The 14,776-nt window shown below is 61.5% G+C and carries 16 protein-coding genes; 1 reads left to right on the top strand and 15 read right to left on the bottom strand.

From position 1 onward, the window contains the following. Nucleotides 1-41: 41 nt before the first annotated feature. On the bottom strand, nucleotides 42-749 hold the full coding sequence (ctrA, locus tag K3758_RS10475; RefSeq protein WP_259944548.1) for a response regulator transcription factor CtrA: 708 nt from the start codon (nucleotides 747-749) through the stop codon (nucleotides 42-44). Nucleotides 750-842: 93 nt separating this feature from the next. Next, entirely contained in the window at nucleotides 843-1,121 is a 279-nt protein-coding gene (locus K3758_RS10480; protein WP_067939991.1) for a DUF1153 domain-containing protein, read from the bottom strand. Nucleotides 1,122-1,241: 120 nt separating this feature from the next. Between K3758_RS10480 and mnmA the strand changes: the two genes are divergently transcribed. Beyond that, nucleotides 1,242-2,384 (top strand): tRNA 2-thiouridine(34) synthase MnmA, encoded by a 1,143-nt coding sequence (gene mnmA / locus K3758_RS10485; RefSeq protein WP_259944553.1) that lies wholly within the window; start codon nucleotides 1,242-1,244, stop codon nucleotides 2,382-2,384. 6 nt (nucleotides 2,385-2,390) lie between these two features. Here the strand turns inward: mnmA and lpxB are convergent, their stop codons facing one another. From lpxB to pyrH, 13 genes are all read right to left on the bottom strand, one after another. Continuing rightward, nucleotides 2,391-3,542 (bottom strand): lipid-A-disaccharide synthase, encoded by a 1,152-nt coding sequence (lpxB, locus tag K3758_RS10490; RefSeq protein WP_259944555.1) that lies wholly within the window; start codon nucleotides 3,540-3,542, stop codon nucleotides 2,391-2,393. After that, a complete protein-coding gene (locus K3758_RS10495) occupies nucleotides 3,539-4,339 on the bottom strand; it encodes an LpxI family protein (protein ID WP_259944557.1) in 801 nt (266 codons plus the stop codon). The genes lpxB and K3758_RS10495 overlap by 4 nt, the downstream gene beginning before the upstream one ends. Next, nucleotides 4,336-5,118 (bottom strand): acyl-ACP--UDP-N-acetylglucosamine O-acyltransferase, encoded by a 783-nt coding sequence (gene lpxA / locus K3758_RS10500; protein ID WP_259944559.1) that lies wholly within the window; start codon nucleotides 5,116-5,118, stop codon nucleotides 4,336-4,338. The genes K3758_RS10495 and lpxA overlap by 4 nt, the downstream gene beginning before the upstream one ends. Beyond that, nucleotides 5,115-5,585 (bottom strand): 3-hydroxyacyl-ACP dehydratase FabZ, encoded by a 471-nt coding sequence (fabZ, locus tag K3758_RS10505; protein WP_067628883.1) that lies wholly within the window; start codon nucleotides 5,583-5,585, stop codon nucleotides 5,115-5,117. The genes lpxA and fabZ overlap by 4 nt, the downstream gene beginning before the upstream one ends. Before the next feature lie 82 nt (nucleotides 5,586-5,667). After that, on the bottom strand, nucleotides 5,668-6,252 hold the full coding sequence (locus K3758_RS10510; protein WP_259944562.1) for an OmpH family outer membrane protein: 585 nt from the start codon (nucleotides 6,250-6,252) through the stop codon (nucleotides 5,668-5,670). A gap of 4 nt (nucleotides 6,253-6,256) precedes the next feature. Beyond that, nucleotides 6,257-8,590 carry an outer membrane protein assembly factor BamA gene (gene bamA, locus K3758_RS10515; RefSeq protein ID WP_259944563.1) on the bottom strand — a complete coding sequence of 778 codons (2,334 nt, stop codon included), beginning with the start codon at nucleotides 8,588-8,590 and terminating at the stop codon, nucleotides 6,257-6,259. 206 nt (nucleotides 8,591-8,796) lie between these two features. Next, a complete protein-coding gene (locus K3758_RS10520; protein WP_259950145.1) occupies nucleotides 8,797-8,925 on the bottom strand; it encodes a hypothetical protein in 129 nt (42 codons plus the stop codon). A gap of 140 nt (nucleotides 8,926-9,065) precedes the next feature. Continuing rightward, nucleotides 9,066-10,409, bottom strand: coding sequence for an RIP metalloprotease RseP (rseP, locus tag K3758_RS10525; RefSeq protein ID WP_409202629.1), 1,344 nt, complete (start codon nucleotides 10,407-10,409; stop codon nucleotides 9,066-9,068). Between the two features lie 13 nt (nucleotides 10,410-10,422). After that, entirely contained in the window at nucleotides 10,423-11,604 is a 1,182-nt protein-coding gene (dxr, locus tag K3758_RS10530) for a 1-deoxy-D-xylulose-5-phosphate reductoisomerase (protein ID WP_259944565.1), read from the bottom strand. Nucleotides 11,605-11,610: 6 nt separating this feature from the next. After that, on the bottom strand, nucleotides 11,611-12,402 hold the full coding sequence (locus K3758_RS10535) for a phosphatidate cytidylyltransferase (RefSeq protein WP_120351213.1): 792 nt from the start codon (nucleotides 12,400-12,402) through the stop codon (nucleotides 11,611-11,613). An 11-nt stretch (nucleotides 12,403-12,413) separates the two neighbouring features. After that, complete coding sequence (uppS, locus tag K3758_RS10540; protein ID WP_259944567.1) at nucleotides 12,414-13,151, bottom strand: polyprenyl diphosphate synthase; 738 nt, start codon at nucleotides 13,149-13,151, stop codon at nucleotides 12,414-12,416. Nucleotides 13,152-13,198: 47 nt separating this feature from the next. After that, nucleotides 13,199-13,765: a ribosome recycling factor gene (frr, locus tag K3758_RS10545; protein WP_007120421.1), complete on the bottom strand. Its 567-nt coding sequence runs from the start codon at nucleotides 13,763-13,765 to the stop codon at nucleotides 13,199-13,201. Between the two features lie 173 nt (nucleotides 13,766-13,938). Continuing rightward, nucleotides 13,939-14,664 (bottom strand): UMP kinase, encoded by a 726-nt coding sequence (pyrH, locus tag K3758_RS10550; protein ID WP_067628872.1) that lies wholly within the window; start codon nucleotides 14,662-14,664, stop codon nucleotides 13,939-13,941. Nucleotides 14,665-14,776: the final 112 nt, after the last annotated feature.

Here is a 14,776-nt window from a genome sequence, read left to right on the forward strand (position 1 = left end):
CAGGGGCAGGTCTAGCGATTTCAGGTCCGGTTGATGGCAGATCAGGCGCTGGCGGCCAGATCCATCTGCGCCGGTTCGGGATCGCGCAGCACATAGCCCCGGCCCCAGACGGTTTCGATATAGCTCTCTCCGCCCGTGGCTTGGCTGAGCTTTTTGCGCAGCTTGCAGATAAAGACATCGATGATCTTCAGTTCAGGCTCATCCATGCCGCCATAGAGGTGGTTGAGAAACATCTCTTTGGTCAGGGTCGTGCCCTTGCGCAGGCTCAGCAGTTCCAGCATCTGATATTCCTTACCGGTCAAATGCACGGGGCTGTCGTTGACACTGACGGTCTTGGCATCAAGGTTCACGGCGACTTGCCCCGTCTCAATTACGGACTGGGAATGGCCCTTGGAACGGCGGATGATGGCGTGGATCCGGGCCACCAATTCTTCGCGGTGGAACGGTTTGGTCAAATAATCGTCGGCACCGAATCCAAATCCCCTGAGTTTGTTTTCCGTGTCATCGGAGCCCGACAGGATCAAGATCGGCGTGTCAATCCGCGCAAGCCGCAGTTGGCGCAGCACATCATGGCCGTTCATATCCGGCAGATCGAGGTCGAGCAGGATCAAATCATAGTCATAGAGCTTGGCCAGATCGATTCCCTCTTCGCCTAGGTCGGTGGCATAGACGTTAAGATTCGCATGGGTCAGCATGAGTTCAATACTGCGAGAGGTCGTCGGGTCATCTTCAACTAACAATACACGCATTCGGTTTCTCCGGCTCATCTAGGACGATTGGCTAATCTTGAGCAAAAAAGGTTAACTACCCGTTACCGATACTAGATAGGCTAGCTTAACAACTTAAAGTTGTCTATACTTTTTCAAGGCAGTGGCCTTCAGCGCGGCCTCCCCATGCTCTGTAACCGCATGTAACCATTCCATAAATTCATCATCACTAATGCCATAACGCTCCAGCGCTTCGGATTGGGTGATCAGCCCATAGACCACCCCCCGCACCACCGCTGCCTTGCGCGAAGCGACCCACCTTCGCGTATCTGCCCCAGGCAAATCTGCGCGTGACATCACGCTCCCGTCAGCGAGGGTAACAGACCGTGGCCCATCGACTTTTTTCAGGTACATCGCATCATCCGCCATTGTTCTGGCGGCCAATAACCCCCATCTGCCTTAACGCGGCGTGAAGCCTGCCCTTGTGACTAGGTAGGATTTTCCTATATTCGCGCACAAACTCCGGAGAGACCCATGGCCCTTGATCAGACACCGCCGCTTAATTCGCTTGGCTTTGCCAAGGCGCCAGCCGATACGCGCGTCGTCGTGGCGATGTCGGGTGGTGTGGACAGTTCCGTCGTGGCGGCCATGCTCAAGGACGAAGGCTATGACGTCGTCGGCGTCACCCTGCAGCTTTACGACCACGGCGCGGCGCTGGCCAAGAAAGGTGCCTGCTGCGCGGGTGTCGACATTCAGGATGCCCGCCGCGTGGCCGAGGAAATGGGCTTTCCACATTACGTGTTGGACTATGAAAACGTCTTCAAGGACGCCGTAATCGACGAGTTCGCCGACAGCTACCTTGGCGGTGCCACGCCCGTGCCCTGCATCCGCTGCAACGAGCGGGTCAAGTTCAAAGACTTGCTGGAAACCGCCAAGGACTTGGAGGCCGACTGCATGGCCACCGGTCACTATATCCAGCGCAAGATGGGCGAAAACGGGCCAGAGCTTCACGCCGCCGCCGATGGCAACCGCGACCAGAGCTATTTCCTGTTCTCCACCACCGAAGAGCAGCTTTCCTATCTGCGCTTCCCGCTGGGCCATCTGCCCAGCAAGGACGACACCCGCAAGCTGGCGGCGAAATACGGGCTGGAAGTCGCGGACAAACCTGACAGTCAGGATATCTGTTTCGTCCCCAATGGCGACTATGCCGCGGTGATCCGCAAACTACGCCCCGAGGCTGCCGATCCGGGCAATATCGTCGATACCGAAGGCAATGTGCTGGCGAAACATGAGGGTGTGATCCACTACACCATCGGTCAGCGTCGCGGCTTGGGCATCGGCGGTCTAGCCGACCCGCTTTATGTGGTGAGGTTGGATGCCGAGCGCAAAGAGGTCGTCGTTGGCCCTAAATCCATGCTCGCCACCCGCAAGATCCCGGTGCGAGAGATCAACTGGTTGGGCGATGAGCCCCTGACCTCGCGCCCGGAGTGGCACGTCGCCGTGCGCGTGCGCTCCACCCGTCCGCCGCGCGATGCGATCCTGCGCCCGATCAGTGCGACCGAGGCCGAGGTTGAACTGCTGACTGCCGAGGAAGGTGTGTCGCCGGGTCAGGCTTGTGTGTTCTATGACCCTGAAAGCACGCGCATCTTTGGCGGCGGCTGGATCCACCGAGGCTAAGCCTCCCTACAGCCGCGCCAAAACCGCGCGCGCGGCCCGTAGGCCCGGCGCCTCGCCACCCTGCCCTAAGCGTTGCATCGTCAACGCCATCGCGTCCTTTTGCGCGCCGGGTGCCCGCAACACCTGCAAAACGCCTTCGGCAATGGGTCCGGGGCGGCAATTTGCGCCGATGAATTCCGGCACCACGCGGGTTTCCGAGACGAGATTAACCAGCGTCACCGTATCCACCCGCAGCATCCGCCCGATAATCTGACGGCTGATCCAATTCATGTCATAGGCGATGACCGTTGGCGTGTTCACCGCGGCCAGTTCCAGAGACACGGTGCCCGAGGCCGCCAGCGCCACATCCGCCGCGCGGAAGGCGGCGCGTTTGGTGGCGGTGAACTCTTCTGACGCCGTATCCCGCGGGTCCAGCACCAGCGGGTTGCCCGCCCAATTGCGCGTCACCTGTTTGACCAATGCCGCCACCGGACTGGCCGCTGGCACCACGACGCGCAAGGCCGGCTCCGCCTCGACCAGCCGCGCGACGACCTGCTGGAACACTGGCGCCAGCCGCGTGACCTCGCCCCGGCGCGAGCCGGGCAACGCCAGCAACAGCGGTGCATCGGCAAGACGGTGCTCGGCGCGGAAGGCCGCAGCGGCGGCGTCATCGGCCACAGGCTCGGCCACCACCGGGTGCCCCACGAAATCACAGGCCATGCCCGCCGCTTCCATATAGGGCGGCTCGAAGGGGAACAGCGCCAACACATGATCGACAGATCGGGCCATCTTCTCTGCCCGGCCGGGGCGCCATGCCCAGACGGTCGGGGCGACGTAATGCACTGTTCGGATGTTAGATTTCTCTTTCACCTTCCGCGCCACGCGCAGGGAAAAATCGGGGCTGTCGATGGTGATGAGCACATCTGGCTTGGTCTCAACCACCGCCTGTGCCGTCTCATTGATCCGGGCCATCAGCGCGCGGTATTTTGGCAGGATTTCGGCCAAGCCCATGACGCTCAGCTCGTCCATGTCGAACCGGCTTTTCAGCCCCTCCGCCATCATCATTGGCCCGCCGATGCCGTCAAAGGTCACTTCAGGACAAAGCTCTTTCAGCCCCGCCATCAGCGCGCCGCCCAACCGGTCGCCCGAAGGTTCGCCTGCCAGAATGAACACTCTCATGTCGCGTCTTCCTCTCGGACCCAAAGCACCAGACCGAGCTCATCGGCCAGCGCCCCGCAGACGTCACGCTCTAGCAAGATCACGCCGCCAGCCTTGACCACCACGCCCACCAGCCCCGCCCCATGCGCGGCGCGCAACGTATCGGGGCCGATGGTGGGCAAATCAATCTCGCGGATTTGGCCAGTTTTCGGACCTTTGCAGAGCACCGCTCGCGCCCCGCGCACCGCTTCCGGCAAAGTCGCGAGCAAATGATCCGTGCCGCCGATTGTTTCGACCCCATACACCTGCTCACGCCCAATCACGCAGGCCTGTCCGATGTCGAGTGTCGCCAAGCCATCCAGCACGGCAGCACCACGCGCGGCATCCCGGCGCATCTGTTCATCGGGCAACTCCCGCGACAGCACTCCGCTGTCGGCCAGCAAGTCGGGCACCAGTTCATCGGCCCCGACCACCCGTAGGCCATGATCTTCGAAAATCGTCTTAATCACCTCAAGCGCGCCATTGTCGCCCGCGGCCAGCGCCTCTTTGAACTGCGGCACCAAAGGTGCTGTGCGGATATCCAGCTTTGCAGGGTCCAGCGTGGGCCTGTCTATTGCCCCGCATAGACACACGTCCCGAATACCCACGCCCAAAAGATGCGCCAGAAGGCTGCCCAAGGTCTCCAAACGAAAGGTCAGATCGGGCTTCAACCCATCAGGCGCGCAGCCCTCATAGGCGCAGACCAAAGGCGGCTCGGCCTGCGCCGCCGCCACCCGTGCGGGCAAGCCGCCGCGTCCGGCGATCAGCGCAAGGCTCATTTCGGCGTCAGGAAATGGCGGCCCGTGTCGGCCATGACAAAATCGACGATCTGGCGGACGTAATCGCTTTGGGTTTCGTCCCCCAAACGCCGCGCCCGGTCCGAGAATGTCCCCTCGCCTTGGGCCAACATCTGAAACGCTGCCCGCAGCGCCGTGATGTCGCTCCGCGCCACGCCCGCGCGTTTCAGCCCGACAAGGTTCAACCCGTCCAGATCACCGCGCGGCGCTTGCACAAGCCCGTAGGGGATCACGTCATTGGTTACCATGGTCACCGCGCCAATGATCGCGCCTTGGCCGATGCGGACCCATTGATGGATGCCCGAAAGCCCGCCAATGATCACGTCATCTTCGAGCACGCAATGCCCCGCGACGGCGGCGTTGTTCACCACAATCACACGGTTGCCGACGATGGCGTCATGGGCGATGTGACAGCCCGCCATGAACAGTCCGTCGTCACCCACGCGCGTCACACCACCACCGCCTTCGGTGCCGCAGTTCATCGTGACATGTTCGCGGATGCGGTTGCGTTCGCCTATGACCAGACGGCTGGCTTCGCCCTTGAACTTCAAATCCTGCGGAATCTCACCGATCACCGCGAAAGGAAAGATCACCGTGCCCGCGCCGACCTCGGTCTGGCCGGTAATGACGACATGGGATTTCAACTCCACATCCGCCTTCAACACGACCTCAGGCCCGACGACGCAAAAGGGGCCGACGCGCGCCGAAGGGTCGATCTGCGCCCCCTCTTCGATCACGGCACTGGGGTGGATATTGCTCATGCTGCGTCCTGTGGCAGGTCCAGCATCGCCATGAACTCGGCCTCGGCGGCCATTTCGCCCTCGACCGTGGCAACACCGCCGAATTTCCAGATTTTCGCACCCGGCTTGCCGCGCAGGGTTGTGAGATCCATCCGCAGCACATCGCCGGGGCCAACCTTGCGGCGGAACTTACATTTGTCGATCGACATGAAATAGATCAGCATGTCGCGGTCCTGCATGCCAAGGGCGGTGCCCACCATCACGCCTGCTGTCTGCGCCATCGCTTCGACAATGGTGACGCCCGGCATGATCGGGGTGCCGGGGAAATGGCCTTGAAAATGCGGCTCGTTCATGGTGACGTTTTTGTAGCCGACAGCACTCTCGGTGCCCTTGATCTCTTCGACCTTGTCGACCAGCAAAAAGGGATAGCGGTGCGGCAGGATGCGCTGGATCAACTGGATATCGGCGCGCAGCAGCTCTTCGGTCATGGACTGTCCTTTGTCTCAGAAGGTTGCTGAATGGCTACCAATTCAGGCGGCTGGGGGCAAGCATCCCCGCGGAGCGCGCGGATCAATCGGCGTCGGTCAGCCCGGTTCCGATCGCCTCATCCAGCAGGGCAATCGCCTCATCCGTGACCTCAATCACCGAGGAAGAAACAAAGACCCGCCGCCGCTCAAGAATGACCGCCGCATCGGAATTGCGCATCAACTGCTCAAGCACCGGGGCCGCGGCAGACAGGAACCGCTCCCGCTCAAGATCCAACGCCTCGCTTAGCGCCCGGTTTTTCGCCGCCTGCTCTGCCCTAGTGCGCTGGACCTTCTCGTCAAAGGCATCGGCCAGCAGCCGGAACTGAGCGGGCTTCATCTGCGACCGTTTTTCGGTGAGTTCGCGTTCTTCCGCCTCTAGCGCCGCCTCAATCTCGCGGTTTTCGGTGGCCAGCTGCTCACTCTCGGCTTCGATCTCGCGGGTGACGCGCTGGCCAAAGGCACTGTCGCGGAACAGACGCTCGGAATCGATGGTCAGCACGGGGCTGATCACACCGCCCCGCGCGGGGGCTGGCGTGTTTGTTTGCGGCTCTGCCACAGGGGCCTGCTGCGCGAGGCCGGGGGTGACCCCGGCCAGCATCATCACCAAGGGGATGAGAGCGCGGCGCATGGGCTTAGAACGTGGTCCGCAGCGTGACCTCAAAGCTTTGCTCTTTGTCAAAGCTCTCTTTCTTCAGCGCGTCGGAGACGTTGAACTGAAGCGGGCCAAGTGGCGTGTCCCAGAAGACCGAGACGCCGATCACGTGACGGAAAGAGCCGCCTTCGCCGACGATGGTGCCGCCCGTGGTGTCAACATCGCTCAGATCCCACAGGTTGCCCACGTCATAGAAGACACCACCGGAGATGCCATATTCCTCGGGCAGCCCCAGCGGGAACTCCGCCTCGAAACGGGCCACGGCAAAGAGGTTGCCGCCAAGCGCGTCATCCACACCGTTGCTTTGATCGCGCGGACCGATGCCGCCCGGCTCAAAGCCGCGCATGATCGACGGGCCAAGGATGAAGCGGTCAACCGCACGGTTGGTGCCGCCGTTCCATGCCAGCGCACCGCCCTCAAGCGTGGCGCGAAGGGTCACTTCCTCGTTAAAGATGCGCTTTTCGCCCGCGATCTTGGCAGTCGTCTTGATAAACTCGTTATCCCCACCAAGCCCGGCAAAGTCCTGACCGAACTCGAACAGAATGCCCTGTGTCGGGTCCAGCCCGGTGCGGCGGGTGTCATAGGTGTAGGTGTAGCCGAGGGAGGAAGAGAACAACGCGCCTTCCGCGATTTCATTCGCGATGGTGGCGCTGTTATCCTCATCATCACGCTCCAGCATCTCGATCCCTTCGAGTGTATAGCGCGTCGACAGGCGGCCATTCTCGCTGACCGGGAAGGTCAGGCTGGGCTGGAACACCAGACGTTCGGTGTCATAGCTGGTGTAAGACGAATTGGTTTCCGCATAATCAAGCTTGAGACCAAGCGCCACGTCACGCCCCAAAAAGCGCGGCTCGACAAAGGTCACGCCATAGCGCGTGGCATCTTCGGCGGTGGAGATCGACAGGTTCAGCCGCTGGCCGCGCCCGAGGAAGTTTTCCTCCTGAAAGCTGACCGCCACCCCAAAACCATCGTTGTTCGAAAAGGAGCCGCCGAAGTTCAGCGAGCCTGTGGGCTTCTCTTCAACGTCCACATCGATCACGACCTGCTCGGGGCTGGAGCCTTGGCGGGCGTTGACCTCTGCCGTTTCGAAATACTGCAGCGCGCGGATACGTTCTGCCGCTTGGCGAATTTCGCGCGGGTTGAACGGGTCACCCTCGACGCTGTCAAACTCGCGGCGGATCACCCGGTCAAGCGTCGTGGTGTTGCCTTCGATGTCAATCCGCTCAACAAAGATACGCTCGCCACGGGACAGCTTGTAGGTCACGTTGAGCGACAGATCACGGTCGTTGCGGTCAATCACCGGCTCGACCCGCAGGAAATCGACGCCATCGCGGATCGCTTGGCGCTCGATCCGGGCGATGTCATTCTCGATCAAAGTGGGCGAGTAGATCACGCCGGGGCGGATTTTGAGCAGGTCACGGTACACGGCGGCGTTCAGCCCCGGCACTTCGGACTCGACCGACACGTTGCCGAAACGGAACTGCTGCCCCTCGGTGATGTTATAGGCCACGAAGACGCCATCGCGCTCTTCGGTCAGCTCGGCGTTGACGGCCTCGGTGCGCATGTCGACATAGCCGCGCGAGAGGTAGAAATCCCGCAGCATCTGCTTGTCGGCCTCAACCCGGCCTTCGACATAGGTGTCCCGTTTGACCAAACGGCGGAACAGACCCGCCTGTTTGGTGTCCAGCACGCGGCGCAGACGCCGGTCGGAATAGACCCGGTTGCCGACAAAGCTCAGACGCTCGATCTCGACGTTGTCGCCTTCGAAAATCTCGAACACCAGATCGACGCGGTTCTGGTCGCGGCGGATGATGCGCGGCTGCACGCGGGCCGACAGACGGCCTTCGTTGCTATAAGCCTCGGCGATGGCGGCGGCGTCTTGCTCGGCTTGGCTGGGGTTGAACACCCGCCGCTCGGTCGAGCCGATGAGTTCGGCCAGCATCTCATCCTTGATGCGGCGGTTGCCTTCAAAGCTGACGCGGTTCAGCGTCGGCAGTTCCACCACCGTGATGACCAGCGTGTTGCCCTGCGGCTCAAGCGAGACGGATTCGAACAGGCCCGAGTTTTGCAGGTTCTGATAGGCGTCGTTCAACTGACCGCCCGACACCGCCTGCCCGCGCCCGATACCGGCCCGGCGCAGAATCGCGCTGTCGCCGATCCGCTCATTGCCGTCGATGACGACTGTGTTGAACTGATATTGCTGCGCCTGCGCTTGGCTGCCCGGCACGAGCCAGGCCACGGACAACATGACACAAAGCGATGCCCCCCGAAGGGTCTTGCCGACATTGCTGCGCTGTGCCCACTCGACGGGCATTCTGCCCTCGTTCCTCAGTCCCATTACACCGACCCGTTTTTTTACGACATTGTTGTCAACCTGACTACGCAGGTTAACGGGGTTTGTCAAAAGCAACGGCTGAGAAAATATACCATATCATGCGGCAAGTTGGGCCAGAATGACATCATGAGCCAAGATCGTGCAGAAGCACCCGATAAGGCACTCTATCACGCACTGGCAGGCATTCAGAGAGAGGCGACAAAGGCCCCGGCAGAAAGCGCCGTGGCAATGGCCGCGGCAAAGAACGCACGGTCCCAATTAAGGTCCAAAAGCAGGCTGAGGCCGCGGTATGATCCTTGTAACACGTGCATCATGGGTTCCTTCTTGCTGAAAGATGACCATAGCCAAGGATTGCGGCACGATTTTGTTCAATTAAGGCCATTTCAAGGCATTACGCCCTGCCCGTAAGGGCAAGGCGCAGGTTGTCTTTCACTCTCAGCGGCGCCGCCCGGCCCTATGGGCAGAACAAGTCGTTCCCAAGCGCAAAGAGCATCAAGGTCAGCACCAAGGCGATGCCCATGGTCATCAAAATTCGCAGCGCGCCATCGCTGGGCGGCTTACCGGTCACGGCCTCATAGGCGTAAAATACCAGATGCCCGCCGTCCAAGGCCGGGATCGGAAAGAGGTTCAGCAGACCGACCGCCGTGCTCAGCACCGCGATGAAATAGATGAAGGACTGCGCCCCTTGGCTCGCCATCGCGCCCGAGGTCTGGGCGATGCCCACCGGGCCGCTCAGGTTGCAGGTGCTGATATTGCCGACGATCATCTCGCGCAGGCCCGAGATCGACCCCGTGATGATGCGCCAAGTGTTGTCTAGGCCCGAGGTAAGCGCCTCCCCCACGCCGGGCGTATCGGTTGCGGGCACAAAGGCCATGCCGCCGACGATGCCGATGCGCAGGTTTTGCTTGAAACTACCATCGGGCTGCGGCTCATCCGTGGCCTTGGGAACGAGGGTGAAAGGCAGGGTCTCGCCGTCGCGCCAGACGGTCAATTCCTGCGGCGCCCCTTCGGAAGCTTCGACCACCTCTTTCAACTCACCAAAGGCCACGATCTCTTGCCCGTTGACGGCTGTAATCACATCCCCGCTGCGCAAACCGGCCTCTTGCGCTGCCGATTGCGGCGCGACGTTGCTGACCAGTGGCGGCATCAGATAGGGGCCAGGCACGGTCAGGTCTGCCCCATCGCGGGTGATGTCATAGCTCAAGACCGCTTCTTGCGGCAGGTTCGTCAAGAAATCGCCATAGCCCCCACCGGCTGCGAGCGAGGGCACCGGCGCGCCTTCGACCGCGCGCAGAATGTCGCCCGGCTCCAACTCATAGGCCGCATTGGGAAGCGCCCGCAGTTCCCCTACGGTGAGCGGATCGCGGGCGGTGCCTGCGGTCATCGCCACGGCGAAAAAGATGAGGATCGACAGGGCAAAGTTGAACACCGGCCCCGCCGCCACGGTCAGCGCGCGGGCATAAAGCGGCGCGCCGTGCATCGTGTGGCGCAGCGCTTCGGGGTCTTCGGCCAGCGCCTCCATCGCGGTTTCGTCCTTGCCGGACGCCGCATTGGAATCGCCCGCGAATTTCACATAGCCGCCAAAGGGCAACAGCGCGAACTGCCAGCGCGTGCCGCGCTTGTCGATGCGCGAAAACAGCACCGGGCCGAAGCCCAGACTGAATACATCCGCTTTAATCCCGGTCCAACGGCCAACGATGTAGTGGCCGTATTCGTGGATCGCCACGATCACCGACAGCGCCACGACAAAGGCCAATATCGTCCAAATCAGCCCGCCGAACTCCGGCAAAAATCCCATGATGTCCAACGTGCTATCCTGCTCTTTTGTGAATTGCGGCTGTCGCGGCCTTACGGGCGAGATGATCGACCTCGGCCACCAGATCAAGTGTCATTTCGTCGCTGCCCCGGCCCAGCGATGCGTCAGCGGCGCGCGCCTCCAACACCTCTTCGACAATCTCGGCCATTTCGGTAAAGCGCAACTGCCCGGCGATGAAGCCATCGAGTGCCACCTCCTTGGCCGCGTTAAAGACTGCGCCCATCAGGCCCCCCGCCGCCATCACCTCCCGCGCGAGGCGCAGCGCGGGCCAGCGGGCGTCGTCAGGGGCGGTGAAATCGAACCGACCGATTTTGGTCAGGTCCAACCGTTCTACCGGCAGGGGCGCGCGTTGCGGATGGTGCAGCGCATAGCCGATCGCGTGGCGCATGTCAGGCGGGCCGACATGGGCCATCAGCCCACCATCGCAGAACCCCACCAGCGCATGGATCATCGACTGCGGATGCACCAGCACCTCGATAGCCTCCGGCAAGACTCCGAAAAACTCACGCGTTTCAATGACTTCCATCGCTTTGTTGAACATCGAGGCCGAGTCGATGGTGATCCGCTGCCCCATGTCCCAATTGGGATGGTTTGAGGCTTGATCGAGCGTCGCATTGGCGAGGTCTTTTAGCGGCCAATCGCGAAACGCGCCGCCGCTGGCAGTGATGATGACGCGCTCAACGGCGGTCATATCCTCGCCCACGAGCGCTTGGAAAACGGCGGAATGTTCGCTGTCGACCGGCAGGATCGTGGCGCCATTGCGCTCGGCTTCGCCCATGATCAGCGCCCCGGCGCAGACCAGCGATTCCTTGTTGGCCAGTGCCAGTGTGCCGCCTTGGCGCAGCGCGGCCAAACCGGGCGCAAGCCCCGCGGCACCGATGATTGCAGACATCGTCCAATCCGCCGGACGCGATGCTGCCTCGGTAATCGCGTCAGACCCTGCCGCCGCCTCAATCCCGCTGCCGCTAAGCGCGTCGCGTAGATCATCCAACAGGTCTTCGCGCGCGGTGACGGCCACCTCGGCGTTCAGCGCTTTCGCATCCGCCGCCAGTTGCGCGATATTGCCCGCCCCGGTCAGCGCCACGACATCATAGGCCTCAGGCGCGCGGCGGATCAGGTCAATCGTGTTTTGACCGATGGACCCGGTCGCCCCCAGTATCGAAATCTTGCGCGGCATAGCGGATCAGTTCACGCCCGGCGGGAAGCCGATCAGCGGCCCGACGATCAGCAAGAACACCGCAGCGCCCAGCATCCCATCAAAGCGGTCCAGCAGACCGCCGTGGCCGGGGATCAGCGCCGAGCTGTCTTTGACGCCCATCTTACGTTTCATTCCCGATTCCGCCATATCGCCCATCTGCGAAGCCATCGACAGCGCGACCGAGATGCCGACGAGTTGCAGCCCAAAGCCGGTGTTGAACGAAAAGATCAGCCCGACAACAGCCGCCCCAACCCAGCCCGACGCGGTGCCGGACCATGTTTTCTTGGGGCTGACCTTGGGCCAGAACTTCGGCCCGCCGATGGCACGACCGGCGAAATAGCCCACCACATCGGTCACCACGACCACCAGCACCAGCCACATCAGCCAGCCAAAGCCCATGTCATCGCGCAACTGGATCAGACCAAAGCCCGCCAGCAGGATCAGCGCGGTAAAACTCATGTATAACGTGCGGTTAGCACTCAACAGCGCGAAGCCCAAAAGCGCGGGCGCCAGCAACAGTGGCAGGCCGAAGCCAACCGGCAAATAGACCGAGGCCAATACCGCCACCCCCGTCACCAGCCCAAGCTGCCAAGATTCCGCCTTCCCCGGCCCGCGCAGCATGCCGACCAGTTCCCAGACCATCATGCCGCAAATCAATGCCACCAGCAGATGAAACACCACACCGCCCAGCCAAATGCCCAGCAATCCAATCAGGATCATGGCGCTGGCAGACAGCATCCGCGCGCGGAGGTCGGACCATTGTTCAGGTGATTTCATCGCAGCTCTCCTCAGGTCTTGACCGCACCGAACCGCCTGTCACGCCCGCCATAGGCGGCGCAGAGCCGGGCGAATTCCTCGCGGGTGAAATCCGGCCACAGCGTGTCGATGAACTCATATTCCGCATAGGCCGACTGCCACAGCAGAAAGTTCGAAATCCGCGCCTCGCCGCTGGTGCGGATCACCAGATCGGGGTCGGGCAGCACATGGGTATCGAGGTAGCGCGGCAGGGTCTCTTCGTCCACGCTGTCGGGGTCAAGTTTGCCGCTGGCGACATCTTGGGCCAAACGATGCGTGGCACGGGCCACCTCATCGCGGCCGCCGTAATTGAGCGCGATCGTCAGATTGATACGGGTGTTATGCGCGGTATGGGCCTCAAGCTCGCCCATCAGTTTGATCAGCTTGTCATCCAGCTTGTCGCGATCCCCGATGAACCGCACCCGCGCGCCATATTCGCTGAGGCTGCGCATTTCCTTGGAAATATAGCGCCGAAACAGCGACATAAGCCCCGCCACTTCAACCTGTGTGCGTTTCCAATTCTCCGTCGAGAAGGCAAAGATCGTCAGGTATTCCACCCCGACATCGGGGCAGGCCTCAACGATTTCGCGCACCCGTTTGGCACCGGCGTGGTGACCAAACAGCCGGGGCCGCCCGCGTTGGGTGGCCCAGCGGCCATTGCCGTCCATGATGATCGCCACATGTCGCGGCCCACCGGGAGCAATCTTAGGTTGAATTTCGGCGGTGCTCATGTGTCGGCCTTTTCTTTCAAGTGCTGTGTCCCTGCCGTTGGGCCGGGTCAGACTTGCATGATTTCGGCCTGTTTCGTCTCAAGCTGGTCATCAATGAGGGTAATGAAGCGGTTGGTCAGGTCTTGCACTTCGCCTTCCCAGATTTTCTGGTCATCCTCGGACATCGCGCCGTCGTTCTTGGCCTTCTTAATCTGGTCCATCCCGTCGCGGCGGATGTTGCGGATCGAAACGCGCGCGTGTTCTGCATACTGCCCGGCAACCTTGGTTAACTGGGTGCGGCGCTCTTCGTTGAGCTCAGGGATCGGCAGCATGATAATGGTGCCATTGAGCTGCGGGTTGATGCCCAGACCGCTTTCGCGGATGGCCTTTTCAACCTTGCCGACCAGACCTTTGTCCCACACGTTGATCGTCACCATGCGCGGCTCTGGCACGTTGACGGTGCCGACTTGGTTCACCGGGGTCATTTGGCCATAAGCCTCAACCATCACCGGCTCCAGCATAGAGGCCGAGCCACGCCCTGTGCGCAGCGATGCGAACTCGGTCCGAAGCGACGCAATTGCGCCGTTCATCCGCCGTTCAAGATCATCGGTATCGAGCATAAATTCGTCTGACATGGCGAGCCTGCTTGTTGTTTCCTTGTGTTACGGCTTTCTAACGGTGGCGCGGCGCTTTCACAACTGCCCATTATTCCGCCACCCTGTGCCAGCTGCGCCCCCTTTGCGAGAGACGCGGCGGCCTCAGGCCAATCGCCTTGCCGTCGGACGATCCCCTGCAATCTGACGCTGGTCTAACCGACGCGCGTATAGGTGCCCTGCCCGGCCAGAATGCCCTGAAACCCGCCCGGCTCATCCAGCGAGAAGACGATGATCGGCAGGTTGTTATCCCGCGCCAAAGCGATGGCAGAGGCATCCATCACGCCAAGCCGCTTTTGCAGCACGTCGTCATAGCTAACCATGTCATAGCGTTTGGCATCGTCGAACTTGGCCGGGTCTTTGTCATAGACGCCATCGACCTTGGTACCCTTAAAGATCGCCTCGCAAGACATCTCATTGGCGCGCAGGGTCGCGGCAGTGTCGGTGGTGAAATAGGGGTTGCCGGTGCCCGCGGCAAAGATGCAGACCCGCTTCTTCTCAAGGTGGCGCACGGCGCGGCGGCGGATGTAAGGCTCGGCCACTTCGTTCATCGTGATGGCGCTGATCACCCGCGTGTGAATGCCCAGACCTTCGAGCGCCGATTGCATCGCCAGCGCGTTCATGACCGTGGCGAGCATGCCCATGTAGTCCGCCGTGGTCCGCTCCATCCCCTGCGCCGAGCCTTGCAGCCCGCGGAAGATATTGCCGCCGCCGATGACCATGCAGATCTCGACGCCAAGGCTGTGCACCGATTGCACCTCACGGGCGATGCGTTCGACGGTTGGCGGGTGCAGGCCATAGCCGAGGTCACCCATCAGCGCCTCCCCGGAAATCTTCAGCATCACGCGGTTAAAGGAGACTTGGGGGGTGTCTTGGGACATCGGGCACACCTTATTATTTCACCAACCGGGGGAGATTTGAGCCATACGGCGGTGAAGGGTTTTCATTTCGCGCCAAAATGTCGCAAATACGTCCAAGGTTCAATGCGGGACG

It is taken from the genome of Sulfitobacter sp. W002 (genome assembly GCF_025142135.1).
Classification (GTDB): domain Bacteria; phylum Pseudomonadota; class Alphaproteobacteria; order Rhodobacterales; family Rhodobacteraceae; genus Sulfitobacter; species Sulfitobacter profundi.

Bases quoted from the DNA above. Each gene is read 5' to 3' on its own strand.
- K3758_RS10520 (WP_259950145.1), bottom strand. From the start codon at position 8,925: ATGATGCACGTGTTACAAGGATCATACCGCGGCCTCAGCCTGCTTTTG.
- pyrH (WP_067628872.1), bottom strand. From the start codon at position 14,664: ATGTCCCAAGACACCCCCCAAGTCTCCTTTAACCGCGTGATGCTGAAG.
- dxr (WP_259944565.1), bottom strand. From the start codon at position 11,604: ATGCCGCGCAAGATTTCGATACTGGGGGCGACCGGGTCCATCGGTCAA.
- K3758_RS10535 (WP_120351213.1), bottom strand. From the start codon at position 12,402: ATGAAATCACCTGAACAATGGTCCGACCTCCGCGCGCGGATGCTGTCT.
- bamA (WP_259944563.1), bottom strand. From the start codon at position 8,590: ATGCCCGTCGAGTGGGCACAGCGCAGCAATGTCGGCAAGACCCTTCGG.
- K3758_RS10495 (WP_259944557.1), bottom strand. From the start codon at position 4,339: ATGAGCCTTGCGCTGATCGCCGGACGCGGCGGCTTGCCCGCACGGGTG.
- K3758_RS10480 (WP_067939991.1), bottom strand. From the start codon at position 1,121: ATGTACCTGAAAAAAGTCGATGGGCCACGGTCTGTTACCCTCGCTGAC.
- frr (WP_007120421.1), bottom strand. From the start codon at position 13,765: ATGTCAGACGAATTTATGCTCGATACCGATGATCTTGAACGGCGGATG.
- ctrA (WP_259944548.1), bottom strand. From the start codon at position 749: ATGCGTGTATTGTTAGTTGAAGATGACCCGACGACCTCTCGCAGTATT.
- lpxB (WP_259944555.1), bottom strand. From the start codon at position 3,542: ATGAGAGTGTTCATTCTGGCAGGCGAACCTTCGGGCGACCGGTTGGGC.
- uppS (WP_259944567.1), bottom strand. From the start codon at position 13,151: ATGAGCACCGCCGAAATTCAACCTAAGATTGCTCCCGGTGGGCCGCGA.
- K3758_RS10510 (WP_259944562.1), bottom strand. From the start codon at position 6,252: ATGCGCCGCGCTCTCATCCCCTTGGTGATGATGCTGGCCGGGGTCACC.
- mnmA (WP_259944553.1), top strand. From the start codon at position 1,242: ATGGCCCTTGATCAGACACCGCCGCTTAATTCGCTTGGCTTTGCCAAG.
- fabZ (WP_067628883.1), bottom strand. From the start codon at position 5,585: ATGACCGAAGAGCTGCTGCGCGCCGATATCCAGTTGATCCAGCGCATC.
- lpxA (WP_259944559.1), bottom strand. From the start codon at position 5,118: ATGAGCAATATCCACCCCAGTGCCGTGATCGAAGAGGGGGCGCAGATC.
- rseP (WP_409202629.1), bottom strand. From the start codon at position 10,409: ATGGGATTTTTGCCGGAGTTCGGCGGGCTGATTTGGACGATATTGGCC.